This is a genomic window from Gorillibacterium terrae, from assembly GCF_051594785.1.
In the GTDB taxonomy this organism is placed as follows: domain Bacteria; phylum Bacillota; class Bacilli; order Paenibacillales; family NBRC-103111; genus Gorillibacterium.
The window spans coordinates 158,684-173,628 of record NZ_JBPPGI010000001.1 but is presented as its reverse complement, the minus strand read 5'-3'; the positions used below and the strand labels follow the sequence as shown (position 1 = coordinate 173,628).

The 14,945-nt window shown below is 62.3% G+C and carries 12 protein-coding genes; 6 read left to right on the top strand and 6 right to left on the bottom strand.

The genetic code is table 11. The features are described 5' to 3' along the window. The first annotated feature begins 39 nt into the window (after positions 1–39). Both ACSEXS_RS00720 and ACSEXS_RS00715 read left to right on the top strand, forming a co-directional pair. Entirely contained in the window at positions 40–1,791 is a 1,752-nt protein-coding gene (locus ACSEXS_RS00720) for a sensor histidine kinase (RefSeq protein WP_438431270.1), read from the top strand. Beyond that, complete coding sequence (locus tag ACSEXS_RS00715) at positions 1,763–3,343, top strand: response regulator (protein WP_438431269.1); 1,581 nt, start codon at positions 1,763–1,765, stop codon at positions 3,341–3,343. The genes ACSEXS_RS00720 and ACSEXS_RS00715 overlap by 29 nt, the downstream gene beginning before the upstream one ends. Before the next feature lie 11 nt (positions 3,344–3,354). Here ACSEXS_RS00715 and ACSEXS_RS00710 read toward each other — a convergent pair whose 3' ends face one another. The 4 genes from ACSEXS_RS00710 to ACSEXS_RS00695 form a co-directional block, all read right to left on the bottom strand. Then, positions 3,355–3,522, bottom strand: a complete 168-nt coding sequence (locus ACSEXS_RS00710; protein WP_438431268.1) for an anti-repressor SinI family protein — start codon at positions 3,520–3,522, stop codon at positions 3,355–3,357. A 298-nt stretch (positions 3,523–3,820) separates the two neighbouring features. After that, positions 3,821–4,177, bottom strand: coding sequence for a helix-turn-helix domain-containing protein (locus ACSEXS_RS00705; protein ID WP_438431267.1), 357 nt, complete (start codon positions 4,175–4,177; stop codon positions 3,821–3,823). A 103-nt stretch (positions 4,178–4,280) separates the two neighbouring features. Beyond that, on the bottom strand, positions 4,281–5,720 hold the full coding sequence (locus ACSEXS_RS00700; protein ID WP_438431266.1) for a nicotinate phosphoribosyltransferase: 1,440 nt from the start codon (positions 5,718–5,720) through the stop codon (positions 4,281–4,283). A 57-nt stretch (positions 5,721–5,777) separates the two neighbouring features. Beyond that, positions 5,778–6,314, bottom strand: a complete 537-nt coding sequence (locus tag ACSEXS_RS00695) for a cysteine hydrolase family protein (protein WP_438431265.1) — start codon at positions 6,312–6,314, stop codon at positions 5,778–5,780. A 273-nt stretch (positions 6,315–6,587) separates the two neighbouring features. On the opposite strand from ACSEXS_RS00695, the gene ACSEXS_RS00690 reads away from it, so the two are divergent. Beyond that, positions 6,588–7,223, top strand: coding sequence for a TetR/AcrR family transcriptional regulator (locus tag ACSEXS_RS00690; protein WP_438431264.1), 636 nt, complete (start codon positions 6,588–6,590; stop codon positions 7,221–7,223). 165 nt (positions 7,224–7,388) lie between these two features. On the opposite strand, the gene ACSEXS_RS00685 is transcribed toward ACSEXS_RS00690, so the two are convergent. Both ACSEXS_RS00685 and ACSEXS_RS00680 read right to left on the bottom strand, forming a co-directional pair. Continuing rightward, entirely contained in the window at positions 7,389–10,316 is a 2,928-nt protein-coding gene (locus ACSEXS_RS00685; protein WP_438431263.1) for a response regulator, read from the bottom strand. Between the two features lie 111 nt (positions 10,317–10,427). Further along, positions 10,428–11,300: an aldose epimerase family protein gene (locus ACSEXS_RS00680; RefSeq protein ID WP_438431262.1), complete on the bottom strand. Its 873-nt coding sequence runs from the start codon at positions 11,298–11,300 to the stop codon at positions 10,428–10,430. A 578-nt stretch (positions 11,301–11,878) separates the two neighbouring features. On the opposite strand from ACSEXS_RS00680, the gene proS reads away from it, so the two are divergent. From proS to ACSEXS_RS00665, 3 genes are all read left to right on the top strand, one after another. Continuing rightward, entirely contained in the window at positions 11,879–13,144 is a 1,266-nt protein-coding gene (gene proS / locus ACSEXS_RS00675; protein ID WP_438431261.1) for a proline--tRNA ligase, read from the top strand. Positions 13,145–13,213: 69 nt separating this feature from the next. Then, positions 13,214–14,176 (top strand): helix-turn-helix transcriptional regulator, encoded by a 963-nt coding sequence (locus ACSEXS_RS00670; RefSeq protein WP_438431260.1) that lies wholly within the window; start codon positions 13,214–13,216, stop codon positions 14,174–14,176. A gap of 73 nt (positions 14,177–14,249) precedes the next feature. Continuing rightward, positions 14,250–14,930 carry an AlkZ-related protein gene (locus ACSEXS_RS00665; protein ID WP_438431259.1) on the top strand — a complete coding sequence of 227 codons (681 nt, stop codon included), beginning with the start codon at positions 14,250–14,252 and terminating at the stop codon, positions 14,928–14,930. Positions 14,931–14,945 lie beyond the last annotated feature (15 nt).

The following is a 14,945-nucleotide window of genomic DNA, read 5'->3' as shown; positions in this document are numbered from 1 at the left end:
TAATGGAAAAAATAGGACCATCGGAGGAGGTGAGGCAGCATGCGGATCCGGCTATGGCCCAAGACCTTGAAAAACCGCTTGTTCGCTGCCGTCCTCCTGTTTATCTTGCTGCCTCTGTTCCTGTTGCAGCTCTACTCTTACCGGCAGATCGAAGCTTCCGTCACCGGCGAATTCGAGGACAAGGCGGCCGAACAGCTCGACCTCATGAAGCGGTCCCTGACCGATGCCATCGGCAATATGTTTCGCTATTATCTGTTTTTGGAGAAGGACCGGAACACCCAACAGGCGCTTGCCGAGCCAAGCTCGATGAACCGACAGGAGCGCGTCTTGGTCCTGGAGGATTCCGCCCGGGTTCGCTCGCTTGCGCTGCCCGCCCAGGTGGCGGTCACCTTCGCCGACCGAAGCGGCCAGTTATACCTTCCCGACGGCCAGAACGGGGAGCCGGGAGATTACGAAGCCTTCCGCAACGATCCCGGCTTCGTCGGTCTCTCCCCCCAGTCGGACAGCTACCGCTGGGTTCCCGGCTCCACCCTCTCGCTCTACGCTCTCCTGATCGGCGATAACGGCGAACCCTTCGGGTATCTTCGTCTTGAGTTCTTTTACGGCAACTGGCTAAGCGAGACCTCGCGGGACCTGCTGCTGCAGCAGAGCTACCAGTTGGTGGACAGCAACGGGACGCCGCTCGGTCAGAGCGACGCCCGTATGGAGATCGAGCCGGGCCTGACCGAACGGCTGATCCGACATTTGGGAGCGAACGACCGCTATCAGTTGGTAGATCGAAGCGGTACCTCGATTCTCAGCGGGACCCGGCTGTATGAATTCGACTGGTATCTCCTGTCCTATCTGCCGATGAACACCTACCTGGGGAACATGAAGGAAATCCGCAGCAATCTGCTGGGGTCGTATCTCCTGCTGTCGCTGGCGTTCATTCTGGTCACGGTGTTCATTTCCTCCGCCATCTCCCGGTCCCTGCAGCTGCTCCGGCGCAAAATGGCCGAATCGGCCGCCAAGGAACTGCGCACCCGTGTCCCGGAACGGCTGTTCAAGGGAGAGATGCAGGAATTGGCGCTGACCTTCAATACGATGATGGAGGATATCCACAGCCTGCTGCTCAAGCTGAAGCTGGAGGAACGACAGAAGGAAGCGGTTCACTATCAAATGCTGACGGCTCAAATGAACCCCCACTTCCTGCTCAACACGCTGAACATTATCAAATGGAACGCGCTGGACAAGGGGGACGAGGAAACGGCGGACATCTGCATCTCCCTCGGCAAGCTGCTGGAGACGAGCCTTAACTCGGAGGTCGAGCTGATCCGGCTGAAGGACGAGCTGGATTTGCTGCAGGCTTATCTGTTCCTTCAGAATTTCCGCTATGACGGTCTGCTTACGGTCGTGTACGAAGTGGAGGAGCAGTTGGAGCACGCCCTCGTCCCCAAGCTGAGCCTGCAGCCGCTGGCGGAGAATGCCGTAAAGCACGGCTTTGCCCGAATGCCGGAGGATGCGCGGATCACGGTCCGGGCCCGGCAGCAAGGCTCCGCGCTGGTGATGGAAATCGAGGACAACGGAAGCGGATTGAAGCCGGCGGCGAAGACGCCGCCGGGAGGGCGCAAGGGCATCGGCGTCGCCAATCTCGCGCAGCGGCTGCAGCTCTTGTTCCGCGAGGATGGCCGCATCTCGCTCGTCGGTGTCACACGGGGGACGCTCGCCCGGATCGAGCTGCCGCTGCTCATCGCAAAACCGTATCAGTCAGGAGGCGAGTTCGGTGTGGAAGGTACTTCTGGTGGAAGATGAGCCCTTTGTCCGGAGGAAGCTCCGCAAGCTGATCGCTTGGGAGGAGTTGGGCTTCTCCGTCGCCGGGGAAGCGGCCAACGGCGAGGAGGCGCTCGCCGAGATGCGCCGAGAGCTTCCCGATCTGGTCATCACGGATATTCTCATGCCGGTCATGGACGGGCTGGAGCTGCTGAAGGCGGCCCGCGCCGAAGGCATGTCCAGCCGGTTCGTCATGCTGACCTGCATGAACGAATTCGAATATGCCCGCCGGGCGCTGGAGCTGGGGGCGAGCGGGTATCTGCTGAAGCTGTCGATGAGCGTGGCTGCGCTGCAGGATACGCTTACGAAGGCTGGCGCGGAGCTGGCCGAGAAGCACGAACGCAACGACCTCTTGATGAGCCGCCTCTACGACGACTATTACCGCCAGGTATGGACGGCGGTCTGCGAATCCGGGACGGGCGCAACGGGCAGGCAGGGGGCGCAGGATGCCGAATGCCCGCCCGTTCTGCCCGTGCCTCCCGTCTCCCCGGCCCTTCCCCGCTTCGGCCGGGTGATTCTGCTCACGCAGCTGGACGGCCCGGATGCGCTGTCCCCGGCCGACGTGCTGGAGCGAGGGGCGCTATCCCGGGAGCCGGGGATATGGACGGGCGCCTTTGCCGCAGACGGCCTCCGCACACTGTTCTTCTGGTACCGCGACGCGCCCGTTGCAGCGGCGCCGGCGAGTTTTGCCGCCCTGCCCGGCCGGGGCGTCTACAGCCACCCCGTCCCGCCGGAGCAGCTTGCCGCCAGGTGGCGGGGCCATCTGGCGGAGATGCGACGGCTCTGGTACGACGGCGCGGCGGGTTGGCGGCCGGAGAGAAGCTCCGCTTCCTTCGCCTCCCCCAACTCGCCCGCGTCTCCCTCCCCTGCGTCTCCTGCCGGGGAGGCCCTCTCCTGGGCGGCGGAGAAAGAAGCCATCCAGGCGTTCGAGCGAGAGCGGCGGGACGGGCTGGCCGACGCGCTCGCTTCCTACTGGCGCAGGCTGGAAGACAACCGGACGGACTTCCGCCTCGTCCGCGAAGCGGCGGCGCGGCTCGACCGGATCTTCGCCAGCATCGCCGAAGGAACGTCGGCCGCCGACCCGCCGCTCGCGGACGACGCCGCGGACTCCCATACGGCGCTGCTCCGGCTGCTCCTCGGCCGCGCGGAGGCGCGGCTGTCCGCGACCGCGAAGGCGCGGGAAAGCCGGACCGATCACGCCGAGATCAACCGGATTCTCGATTACCTGCGTCAGCACTACGAAGAGAACCTCTCCCTTCGGGGCATGGCCCGGATGGTGGCCATGGAGGAGCATTACCTGAGCCGGCTGTTCAAGCAAAAAACCGGCGATACGCTGATCAACCACATCCAGCGGCTGCGCGTGGACAAAGCCCGGCTGCTGCTGATGGAGACGGACCTCGCCGCCAGCGAGATCGGGCGCATCGTCGGTTTCCCGAACGACAATTATTTTGTGAAGACCTTCAAGAAATGGACCGGCCAGACCCCGGGCCGCTACCGCAAGGACAACGGCGATGCTCCCTCATCCCGCGAATGAGCCTGTGTCGGTCAAACCGAATTGGCCTCGATCCCGGCGGACTCCAGCAAGACCGGCGGGCAAGGGCAAGCGAGGAACAGCCGCACCTCCTGAACAGATAACCCCATGTCCCGGGCGGTTTGGATCAGCTCCTGCCACTCGACGTCCCATTCCCTCATACGCTCGGTCGTTCCATTCATCGCTTCCGCCTCCAAGGACCCGTTTTGACCCGCTCTCGCGCATGACGGCGCAGGCGGGTTCTTTTCCGTTTCCTGATTATAGCGGATATCCCCGTACATGATTGTCGCAATCCGTTGTCGGAAGGAAGAAACTTTTTACAAGATTGGAACGATTCCAGCAGCTTCCGACAGCCTGTCCGGGGAGGCGGGGAACTTTCCCCAAAAAAAGCGGCGGCCGCCTCCGGGATTCTCCCGGAAACGGTCGCCGTTCGGTTAGGGTCGGCTTGCCGCGTCCAAACCAAGGCTCCGCCGGACGGGCTTATTCGTCCTTGTCGCCTTTGTTCAGCCGCCATTTGTTGTATTCCAAAAAATCGCGAAATTGTTCCTTGCTCACTCCCGACGCCATCGCGTCCCGGACGAGCGTCCGCCATTCCTCGTCGAGCTCCTCGTTTCGCTTGGCTTCCTCACCGCCGTTTTCCGGGCTTGCATGAATCAGGGATTCGACCGTCACGTTCAGAACCGAAGCGATTTTTTCCAGGAAGAGAATGGAGGGATTGGACTGAATGTCCCGCTCCATCGTACTGAGGTAAGACTTGGCCACGCCGGCCCGTTCGGCCAACTCCGAGAGGGTTAGCCCTTTCTTCAAACGCAACTCTTGGACTCGTTTCCCGATCATTGAATTCTCCCTTGAACCAGTGGATGCTTGCTGCGTCCATTATAACAAAAAATTCGCAATTAGGGGAAGTTGCCGCGCGCCCCCGCGGCGGCCCCCGTCCGCTCTAGGACATATGCTCCTGAATGAGCTGCATCTTCATCTCCCACGCCTTGCGGCTTAGGTCGACCGGGTAGATTTCCGGGTTAAGCCGCCGCAGGTATTGCGGCCAGAACAGCTTCAGGCGCTCGGTATGGAACCGGCGGCTCTCCGCAAGCGGCGGAATTTGGTATACCTGCACGCCGTCCTTCAGGATTGGCTTCAGGAGAGGGATCGCCTCGTAATCCTTGACTTTCTTCTGAATGTACGTGTGCGTCGGATTGAACAACTGAATCGGCTGACCGTCGGGAACATCCCCTTCGGCCAGCGTGATGAGATCGCCTTCGGCGCGCCCGGATACCCGGCTGACGATGCGGTAAATGGCCTTGATGCCGGGGGTGGTGATCTTCTCCGGGTTGGCCGAAATCTTGATCGTCGGAACGAGCCCCCCGTCCTTCTCGCGGGCGACGAGCTTATAGACGCCGCCGAGCGCGGGCTGGTCTCCGCCGGTAATCAGCTTGGTGCCGACGCCCCAGATGTCGATCTTCGCCCCCTGCGCTTTGATTTCAAAGATCGTATCCTCGTCGAGGTCGTTGGACGCGGTAATCTTGGCATCGGTCAGCCCGGCTTCGTCCAGCATCCGCCGCGCCTCGATGGACAGGTAGGCCAAGTCGCCGCTGTCCAGGCGGATGCCCTTCAGCCGCTTGCCCTTCTCCGCGAGCCGCTTGGCCGTCTTGATCGCATTGGGCACACCGCTCTTCAGCACATCGTAGGTATCCACGAGCAGCGTCGTCTGATCCGGCAGCGCATCGGCAAACCGGGCGAACGCCTCCTCTTCGCTGTCATGGTCCTGCACCCAGGAATGGGCATGCGTCCCCTTGGTCGGAATTCCGAAGCGGTAACCGGCCAACATGTTGGAGGTGGCATCGAACCCGGCGAGATAGGTCGCCCGTGCCCCCCACAAGGCGGCGTCCTGCTCCTGAGCCCGGCGGCTGCCGAATTCGAGCAGCACGTCCTCGCGAGCGACATGGCGGATGCGGGCGGCCTTGGTGGCGATCAGCGTCTGGAAGTTGACGAAGTTGAGCAAGGCGGTCTCGATCAATTGGGCCTCGAACATCCGCGCTTCCACCCGCATGATCGGCTCGCCGGCGAAGACGATTTCCCCCTCCTCGACGGAGTGCAGGGTGCCGCTGAAGCGGAATGTCCGCAGCTCGTCGAAGAAGGCGGGATCGTACTGCTCCTCCTGCTCCGACAGGTAGCGGATGGCCTCCTCGTCGAAGCGCAGCTCCTCCAGATAGCGGATGACCCGCTCCAGGCCGGCGAAGACGGCATAGCCGCCGCCGAAGGGCTGCTTGCGGAAATAGACGTCGAACACCGCCCGACGGTTGAGCGTGCCGTTAACCCAATGGGCATAGAGCATGTTGATCTGATATTTGTCCGTGTGCAGGGCTTGCGCTTGTTCCGGCATGGTCTGAACTCTCCTTAGCAACAAAGTATAAGCGGATTTGGCAGATACGGCCCGGTCTCAGTCGCGAACTTCCGCTCCCAGGCTCCCTTGAAAATGCTGCAGCGCCCAATCGTGGCCCGCCGAATTAAAGCTAGCCACCGCCGAAGGGTGGACGACGATCTTGAGGCCGAGGTTGTACGCGTCCACGGCCGTGTGCAGGACGCAGATATCGGTGCAGACGCCGATGAGATGCACCCGCGAGATCCCGCGTTTCTTCAGTTCGTCCGCGAGGGCCGTGCCGTGAAAGGCGCTGTAGCGGGTTTTGTCCATCCAGAGGATGCGGTCTTGGTTCTGCTCGTAGACGGCCCTCAATCGGCCGAACAGCTCGCGGCCGGCCGTCCCGCGAATATTGTGAGGCGGGAACAGCTTGCTCTCGGGATGAGTCGGATCGTCGGCTTCGTGCAGGTCAACGGCCATGACCACCAGATCGCCGCGTTTCAGATGCTCCTCGGTCAGCTCGGCGATCCGGGCCTCAATCGCCTCCGCCGGCTGGCCGACCGGCAGCGCCCCATTTACAAAATCAACCGTATAATCGATCACGAGCAAGGCTTCCATGAGCAGTTCCCCTTTCGTTTAGAAAAAAAACAATTGCCTTTTCCCGGTTCTATTATATACTATAGGACAATCCATCCCAAACGCTCGTCCCGTCAGGTGAAAACGAGTTTTTGTTGCCGTGAATGGATTTTTTTATTGCGTTAAAGTGTTAATTCGCTAAATATTTTATTGACACCCTTTTTGCTCTCCCAGTATGATAAAACGAAGCAACCAATGGTTAGAGACAGAGTCCAGGGAATTGGTTGGATTCCGGGTGAGAGCGGGTGGATGCGGATGCGGGTTTCGAAGGGAATCGTCACCAAAAAGAACATTGAGGACGCAGCCGGCAAGCTCTTTTCCAGCCAGGGCTTCAACCGGGTAACCATGCGGGAGATCGCCAAGGAAGCCGGCTGCTCCCATACTCTGATTTACATGTACTATAAGGACAAGGAAGACCTGTTGCGCCAGATGGCTTGTCCGCTTCTGGAGCAGCTTGAAGCCGAGCTGGAGGAGCTGATGGCCGATCCGGTGCTGAGTGCGACTGAGCGGCTTCGGCTCGTCAGCACAGAAGTCGTCGCGTTCTGTCTGTTTCAGCGAAGCGCCACGATGATCCTCTTCCAGGGCGCGCCTCCCAAGCCCGCTGCCGAAGAGGAGCCGGAGGAATGCGACAAGCTGCGCGGCCGCATCTTTTCCCGGCTGCGGGAAGCGGTGATCGGCTGTCTGCCGGCGAAGCGCATGGATGCTGCCCAGACGCTTTACCGCATTTACCTGTTCATGCTGCACGGCATGATCATGAACTTCCTGGACCCGCCCGGCAATCCCAAGGAGCAGGTGCAGCGGGCCTCCCGGCTTGTCGACCGCTGCGTCGAAATCCTGCTCGGGGACACGGAATGGTACCGGCCTTCCCGGGAGAAACCTCAACTATCATGAGCAAGACTGGCAATCCGAAGCTGCCGCCCGACGTTCACGAGTGTGCGGATGTTCGGGTTATTTTATTGGACGGCCGTTTGCCGCCGCCCTCCCCAAAAAAACGACGCTTCCTCCGCTCGGGCAGTGGAAAGCGTCGTTTTTGCTGTCGATCGGGCAGCCCGCTTCTCAGGAGGTCAACCATACCCTCATCAGGGAGAACAACTGCTCCAGGTTAAGCGGCTTGCTGATGTAATCCGAAGCCCCCGCCTCCAGACATTTCTCCCGGTCGTTCTTCATCGCCTTGGCAGTAAGGGCGATCACCGGCAGTTTGTCGAGACCGAGCTCGCCGCGAATGGTCCGCATGGTTTCGTATCCGTCCATCTCGGGCATCATGATATCCATCAGCACCAAATCGTAAGCGGCGCTGTTCATCAGCTCCTCGACGGCCTCCCGGCCGTTCATCGCCGAATGGACGACCATACCCTGGTTTTCCAGCGCTACCGTGAGCGCGAACACGTTGCGGACATCGTCGTCGACGATCAGCACCCGCTTGCCGCGGAAACGTTCATTCTCGGGAAGCGGCGAAGCCGAGTCCTTAAGCAGATGCTCGGCCATGGCTGTTCCCGGCTGGGAGGCTTCCGCCAAGTCCGGCATAGGCTCCGCCGATTCGTTCAGAACCCGTCCGGAGACCGACGCCGTGAGCGATTCGGCAGCGGCCGCCGCCATCCGCTCGGCCGCTGCTTCCACGCCGCCGAGCGCCGCGATCCGCTGCACCATTCCTTCGTTGTAGCTAACCGGCAAATAGAGGATGAAGGTGCTTCCCTTGCCCTCCTCGCTCTCCATGGCGATGAAGCCGCCGAGCAACCCGGCAAATTCCCGGGAGATGGACAGCCCGAGGCCGGTGCCGCCATACTTGCGGCTGGTGGCGCCGTCCGCCTGCTGGAAGGCATCGAAGATGAGCGCCTGCTTGTCGCAAGGGACGCCGATACCCGTGTCCCGGACGGCGAAGGCAATGAACTCGCAGCAGGACGCCGCTTCGCCTGCGCCGTCTCCGAACGGGTCGGCGGTCAACCGCAGCCCTTCGTCGCCCCGCTTACCGCAAGGCAGCGTCCGGCCGAGCTCGGCTTCGTCCGGCCGGTAAATGTTTAGGCCCACGGAGCCCTTCTCGGTGAACTTGACGGCATTGGACAGCAGGTTCTTGAGAATCTGCTGCAGGCGCTGTTCGTCCGTATTGAGCACCTCCGGAAGACCCGGGGCCACCTCGACGGAGAAAGCGAGTCCCTTCTTCTCCGCTTGGGGCAGGAAGCTCCACTTGAGGCTGGACGGCAGGTCGCGCAGGCTGACCTCGCCGATATCCAGTTGGATTTTGCCCGCCTCCACCTTGGACAGGTCGAGGATGTCATTGATCAGCGCCAGCAGATCGCGGCCCGACTGGTAGATCGTCCGCGAATATTCCTCTTCGTCCGGGTTCAGATGTCCCTGACGGTTCTCCATCAGCATCTGCGACAGGATGAGAATGCTGTTCAGCGGCGTACGCAGCTCATGCGACATGTTGGCGAGGAATTCCGACTTGTAGCGCGAGCTGAGCTCCAGCTCGCCGTTGCGGCTCTCCAGCTCCTTGCGAATCTGATCCAGCTCGCGGGCGCGGTCCAGAATCAGACCGTTCTGCTCCTCCAGCTGTTCGTTGGAGATGCGCAGCTCCTCCGACTGCGATTGCAGCTCTTCGGACTGGGATTGCAGCTCGACGGCTTGCGTCTGCAGCTCCTCCGATTGCGATTGGAGCTCCTCGGTCAAGGTCTGCGATTCCACCAACAGCCGTTCCACTTCCATCCGGCCTTCGACATTGTCGATGGTGATGCCCAGCGTCTCGAGGATGCGGGCCACCAGCTCCTCCTCCTGCTCGCCGAATTCGCCGAGCGAGGCAAATTCCAGCACGGCCAGGGTTCGCCCTTGATAGACGACGGGGGCGACCAGAATGGAACGCGCCGGAGCCGATCCGAGCGCCGAGGAGACGCGAATGTAAGAATCGGGCACCTCGTTAAGGCGAAGAATCCGCTGCTCGACCGCCGCCTGCCCGGTGAGTCCCTGACCAAAGGCGACGATGTCCTCTCCCGCCGGATTTCCCTGGTCTGCGTAAGCGGCCAACTTGTGAAGCTGATGGCCCTTGGCCAGGTAGAAAGCTCCGAAGGCCGCTTCCAGCATGGGCGTCACCTTGCGGATCAACCGCTCGGCCAGCGCCGGCGTATCGGACAGCCGGAGGTACAGCTCCGAGACCTCGGCCAGCCGAGTCTGCAGAAGATTCTGCTGCTCCATCCGGGCGTTGTACAACCGTTCGTTCGTCCGGTATTTCTCCAAGTGGACGATCATCTGATTGAAGGCGGCGGAGATGTCGCCGATCTCGTCTTGGACGGCTACGTCGAGGGACGGCAGCGCCGAAGCGCTCGCCACATCGACCTGATACAGCGTATCCTTCACCTCGCGCAGGCGGCGGGTGGTGCTGCGGATCACCCACAAGGCGATGAGAATGCCCAACAGCAGGAACAGCACACCTGATCCGAGAATCAGGCTTACCGTCAACTTATGCCGGTTCTCATAGGCGCTCATCCGCTGATCGACGAGATTTTTCTGGAAGGCTTCGAATTCTTCAATGGTCTCGGCAATCGGAGCCGTCACCATCTGGTCCTGCGACAAATAGAGCTCGCGCGCTCTCGATCCGTCTCCGTCGGTCAGGCTGGCGGAGAAGGATTGCAGGGCGGCAAAATAATCGTTCGTCCGGCTCTCCAGGACGGACAGGATGCCCTTGCCCTGGCTGGTGTTGACAAGCTGCTTGAGGGTGGCGATCTCCTCCACCACTTCCTGCTTGCTCTTTTGCACGGTATCCAGATGAGCCCGTGCGCGTCCGGTGTCGGCCAGAGCCAGACCCATTTGGCTATCTATCTGGTAAATATTCGATCGGATGTCGGTGATGATATCGACTTTGCCGTAACGGTCTCCGGTAATCTCGTCGAAATCCCCCTTCAGCGAACTCAACATGACAATGATGATGGCAAACAGAATAAACAGCATGGCGAGAATCAGGCCAAACCCCAGAAACTGCCTCTTCGAAAAGCTCACGGTATCCGAATCCTCCTCCTTGCGATTCGATGAATCTCTATCAAATAATAATATCGCGAAAGAAGAGGTGGGTTCAAGTCAAAAAGTCTTCCTATCGGGAACGGCGGCTGTTCACCGGACCGATTCGCCGGAAATCTCGACGAAGAGGCGAAGCCGGCTTTGCGGGTCGAGCCGCGCAAGCTCGTCGCCGCGAAGCATCTCTTCGTTCTTCGCCATCCACGGCTCCACGCAAATGAAGGGCTTGCCGGGCACGGTCCACAGGACGATATACCGGAATTCCGGGCTGTAGCGGAGGGCTACTCGGGCGCCTTCATCGGCAGCGAAGGAAATCATGGGTTCGCGCGCATCCAGCAGCACCGCCGATTCCTTCGCGCCGCTCAGGTCGAGCGTGCCGGAAAAGGGCTTCTCCGCACCGTCGTTCAGATCGAGCAGCCGGGTCGCGTCGGTCTCGTAGGCAATGGGTCCGATCGCGGCGTTGAAATAAGGGTGAAGCCCGGCGTAGAACGGCATCGCGCGCTCCGAGAGGTTCGCGTACTCCTGCTCGATCCGCAGCGCCCCGTTCCGAAGCCGGTAGGTAAACGTCAGCTCGAAGGTAAAAGGGTATTCGCCCTGCGTTCCGGCATCGCTTGCGATCCGAATGGTGACGGCTGCTCCATCCTCCGTCGAGGTGCCAACGACCCTCCAGGGACGATTGCGGACGACGCCATGGTTGCGGATGCGGTAGGACTGTCCCTCCCAGACGTATTCGCCTCCCGGCAGTTGACCGGAGATCGGAAACAGCACAGGGATGCCGCCGCGGACATTCGCCGCCGGATCGAGGAGGGTTTCCCGGTCCAGGTACAACAGCTCGCGGCCGCGGCTGCGAAACGAGGTGACGATTCCCCCCCGTTCCGGACAGAGGATAACGGAGGAATCCGTGCTCTCTTCCGTCAATTCCACCATTTCAAAAGCATCGGTGTACGTTTGTATGCGGTGATCCGCCATGTTTGCCAGCTCCTTAAATCCCCAAGGGATTTCGATTTCAGGTGTGGAAATTGCCGTCGTTCATCGCTACTATGATGCCGCAACCGGCGGGGTTTTGCAAACCCTGCCGCATCCTCCGGCACCGGTCCATGCCGCGTTCCTGCTAGGCCGACGGTCCATACGGCGGCGTTCTGCCGTCCCCGCGCCCCTGCTGATTCTTCCGGAAGTCCGCTTCGCCTATAGGCCGCCCGGGCGCTTTCCTTTTCCCCCTTGACTGGAACAACCGCCATCTGGTAACGTAATGAAAAACTTAAGCAACGTGAAAAGACGATCATCCGGAACACAGGCAACCGGAACCCGGGCTCTTCAGAGAGAAAACCCTTGGCTGTGAGGTTTTCGCGCCCGTCCGTTTGCCTCCCCTCCGGTAGTCGCCGCGGGGAATTCGAGTATCCGCGGCCGGGGTCAACGCCCCGTTACCGAAGTCAAAGGACCCTCGGCAGCCGCCGGCGGGTTGAATTTGGGTGGTACCACGAACGCGCCTTCGTCCCTTGCGGATGAAGGCGCGTTATTTATTCTCGATTCGAAGAGGAGGAACCCCCATGAGACAAAGACAAAGCGAAGGATGGATTCCCACCCTGAAGGAGGCCCCGGCCGACTCCGAGGCGAAGAGCCACCGGCTGCTGCTGCGGGCAGGCTACATCCGCCAACTGGCGGCGGGCGTCTACACCTACCTGCCGCTCGGCCTGCGGGTGCTGCGCAAGCTGGAAGCGATCGTCCGCGAGGAAATGGATGCGGCGGGCGCCCAGGAGATTCTGATGCCGACGCTGCAGCCGCTGGAGCTGTGGGAGGAATCGGGCAGAGCCTCCGCCTACGGGCCGGAGCTCGTCCGCTTGGCCGACCGCAACGGCCGCGGCTTCGCCCTCGGCCCGACGCATGAGGAGGTCGTGACGGCGCTCATCCGCCAAGATTTGACCTCCTATCGGCAGCTTCCCGTGACACTTTACCAAATTCATACCAAGTACCGCGATGAGCGGCGGCCCCGCTACGGGCTGCTCCGCTGCCGGGAATTTCGGATGAAGGACGCTTATTCCTTCCATGCCGACGAAGCCGGTCTGGAGGAAACCTACGGGCGTATGCGCTTCGCCTACGAAACCATCTTTCGCCGGATCGGCCTGCAGGCGCTCGCCGTGGAAGCGGACTCCGGTCCCATCGGAGGCGAAGGCGGCTCGCACGAGTTCATGGCGCTCGCCGAATCCGGCGAGGACACGCTGCTGGTCTGCCCGGCCTGCGGCTACGGCGCCAATGTCGAAGCGGCGGAGGGCCGAACGGCGGCGGACGCCTGCCCGCGCTGCGGCAAGCCGCTCTCGGCGACCCGGGGCATCGAGGTCGGCCACGTGTTCAAGCTCGGCACCAAGTACAGCGCCGCCATGAATGCCTTGGCGGTTGGAGCGGACGGTAAGCAGCGTCCGGTCCTCATGGGCTGCTACGGCATCGGCGTCTCCCGGCTGCTTGCCGCCGTTGCCGAGCAGCATGCCGACGATGCGGGCCTGAACTGGCCGGCGGCCGTGGCCCCGTACCAAATTCACCTGCTGCTGCTCGCCCCGCGCGATGAGGAACAGCGGGAGCTGGCCGAGCAGGTCTCTTCCGAGCTGGAGCTGGCCGGGTACGAAGTGCTGCTGGATGACCGGGAAGAGCGGCCGGGCGTCAAATTCCACGACGCCGACCTGATCGGCCTGCCCCTTCGGCTGACGGTCGGCAAGGACACTTCCGCGGGCCGGCTTGAACTGGCCGCAGGCCGGGACAAGCGGCTGATCGCCCGCGAAGAGGTGCTGGCGGAAGCGGCGGCGATTCTGCGCCGGAATTAACCGTGACACTCAAGCTGTCACCGATATGCGTTTATAATGAAACCAGACGGTTCAGAGGAGGCGGAGCGCATGAAGCGACAGGACCGGCTGATCGCCCTGATCCTGGCTCTGCAGCAGCGCAACGAGACGGCCGGCAGCCTGGCCGCCAAATTCGAAGTGTCCACCCGCACCATCATCCGCGACATGCAGATGCTCTCGGAGATGGGGGTGCCGCTTTACTCCGAGAGCGGGCCGGCCGGCGGATATCGCCTGATGGACAGCTACCGGCTGCCTCCGCTTCAGCTTGACGCCGGCGAGGCTCTGGCGCTCTTCTTTTCCACCAAGGCGCTGCGCAGCTATCCCGATACGCCCTTCAACCGAGAGCGGTGGACGCTGCTTAACAAGCTGACGGCCCTGCTTCCGGCGGACATGCTGAGCGCCCTCCAGCCGGTTCTCGACCGGATCGATCTGGATGTGCCGGAACGGCACTACCGCACGCCCCTGCTCTCCGAATTGATCGGCCATGCCGCTGGGGAGCGCTGCCTGGAGGTGGCCTACCGCTCCCGGTCGGGGGCCAAGACCGTGCTGCTGCGCCCGGAGCGCATCTATGCCTCGCACGGCTTCTGGTACTGCGAGGCCTATTCCTGGACGCACGGCGAGCAGCGGCTGTTTCGCGTCGACCGCATGGACGGGCTGAAGCCGGTCGCGGCTCCGCCCGCACCGGCGCCCGCGCCCGCCGCCGATCTCCGCCCGCCGGTGCGAATCCGCGTGCGGCTGACATGGCGGGGCCTGCTGCAGGTGGAGCGCGACCGGCACATCGGCGAATCGGTCGCTCCGGCCGGCGGCGACGCCTGGGAGGCCGACTTTCGCCTTCCCGCCGCCGAATGGGAATGGGCGGTGCGCTTCTTCTACGGGCTCGGCCCCGAGGCCGAGGTGCTCGAGCCCGCCCGGCTGCGGGCGGACATTCGCCGGATGGCCGCCGAGGTGGCCCGCCGCTATGAAGCCGATGCAGCGGAAGGCGCAGACCCGGACGGTTCGCCCTCGGATGGGTGAGACTGCCGGACCGAAGGCCCGTTCGTCCCATTCGTCTCATGCACCAGCCATTCAATTGAAGGAGGTTTCCCCCTTGTCAACGACACCCCGCATCACCACGTACGAGGAAGCCCGCGAGCTCGTTCAAGACTTAGGCATACTGCCGCTCGCTCCGGCTGTGCCGGATCACCCTTCGTTCGCCGCCTGCACGCCGCCGGAGGCGTGGCACACCGGCGAAGAGAGCGATCCCTGGACGTGGCGGGTGCGCTTTCCCGCCGCCGGAGATGCCGCCTACGGCAAATTCTTCCGCGGCAAGTCCGTACTGATCGCGCCCGATCTGTTCCCGCTCCTCAAGACCGCCGCCTCCCGCGGAGCGTCTGTCCGGGATCGGTACCGCGACGGCCTCCTGCCCCGCGAAGCGTTGGTCCTCTATGAGACGATCGAAGCCTCCGGGCGCATCGACACGCGCGAGCTGAGAGCCGCCGCCGGCATGAAGGCCCGCGAGAGCAAGGCCGGCTACGAGCGGGGCATCCGCGCGCTTCAGGAGGCGATGGACGTCGTCGTCACCGGTGCCCATGTCCGTTATCAGGCGGACGGCCGGCCGAGCGGCTGGAGCAGCGTCTCGTACGCTCTGGCCGAGACCTGGATGAGCGAGAGCAACATCGAGCCGGAAGCGCTGCCCCTCACCGCCGCCCGCCGGTTGGCGCGGCAGCGGCTGGAGGAAGCCGTCAGTCCGGAAGCACTGTTGTTTTTCCGCAAGCTCTACCTACTTTAATCGCGAAAAGAGGAA

Bases quoted from the DNA above. Each gene is read 5' to 3' on its own strand.
- ACSEXS_RS00720 (WP_438431270.1), top strand. From the start codon at position 40: ATGCGGATCCGGCTATGGCCCAAGACCTTGAAAAACCGCTTGTTCGCT.
- ACSEXS_RS00710 (WP_438431268.1), bottom strand. From the start codon at position 3,522: ATGAATGGAACGACCGAGCGTATGAGGGAATGGGACGTCGAGTGGCAG.
- ACSEXS_RS00705 (WP_438431267.1), bottom strand. From the start codon at position 4,177: ATGATCGGGAAACGAGTCCAAGAGTTGCGTTTGAAGAAAGGGCTAACC.
- ACSEXS_RS00700 (WP_438431266.1), bottom strand. From the start codon at position 5,720: ATGCCGGAACAAGCGCAAGCCCTGCACACGGACAAATATCAGATCAAC.
- ACSEXS_RS00695 (WP_438431265.1), bottom strand. From the start codon at position 6,314: ATGGAAGCCTTGCTCGTGATCGATTATACGGTTGATTTTGTAAATGGG.
- ACSEXS_RS00690 (WP_438431264.1), top strand. From the start codon at position 6,588: ATGCGGGTTTCGAAGGGAATCGTCACCAAAAAGAACATTGAGGACGCA.
- ACSEXS_RS00680 (WP_438431262.1), bottom strand. From the start codon at position 11,300: ATGGCGGATCACCGCATACAAACGTACACCGATGCTTTTGAAATGGTG.
- proS (WP_438431261.1), top strand. From the start codon at position 11,879: ATGAGACAAAGACAAAGCGAAGGATGGATTCCCACCCTGAAGGAGGCC.
- ACSEXS_RS00670 (WP_438431260.1), top strand. From the start codon at position 13,214: ATGAAGCGACAGGACCGGCTGATCGCCCTGATCCTGGCTCTGCAGCAG.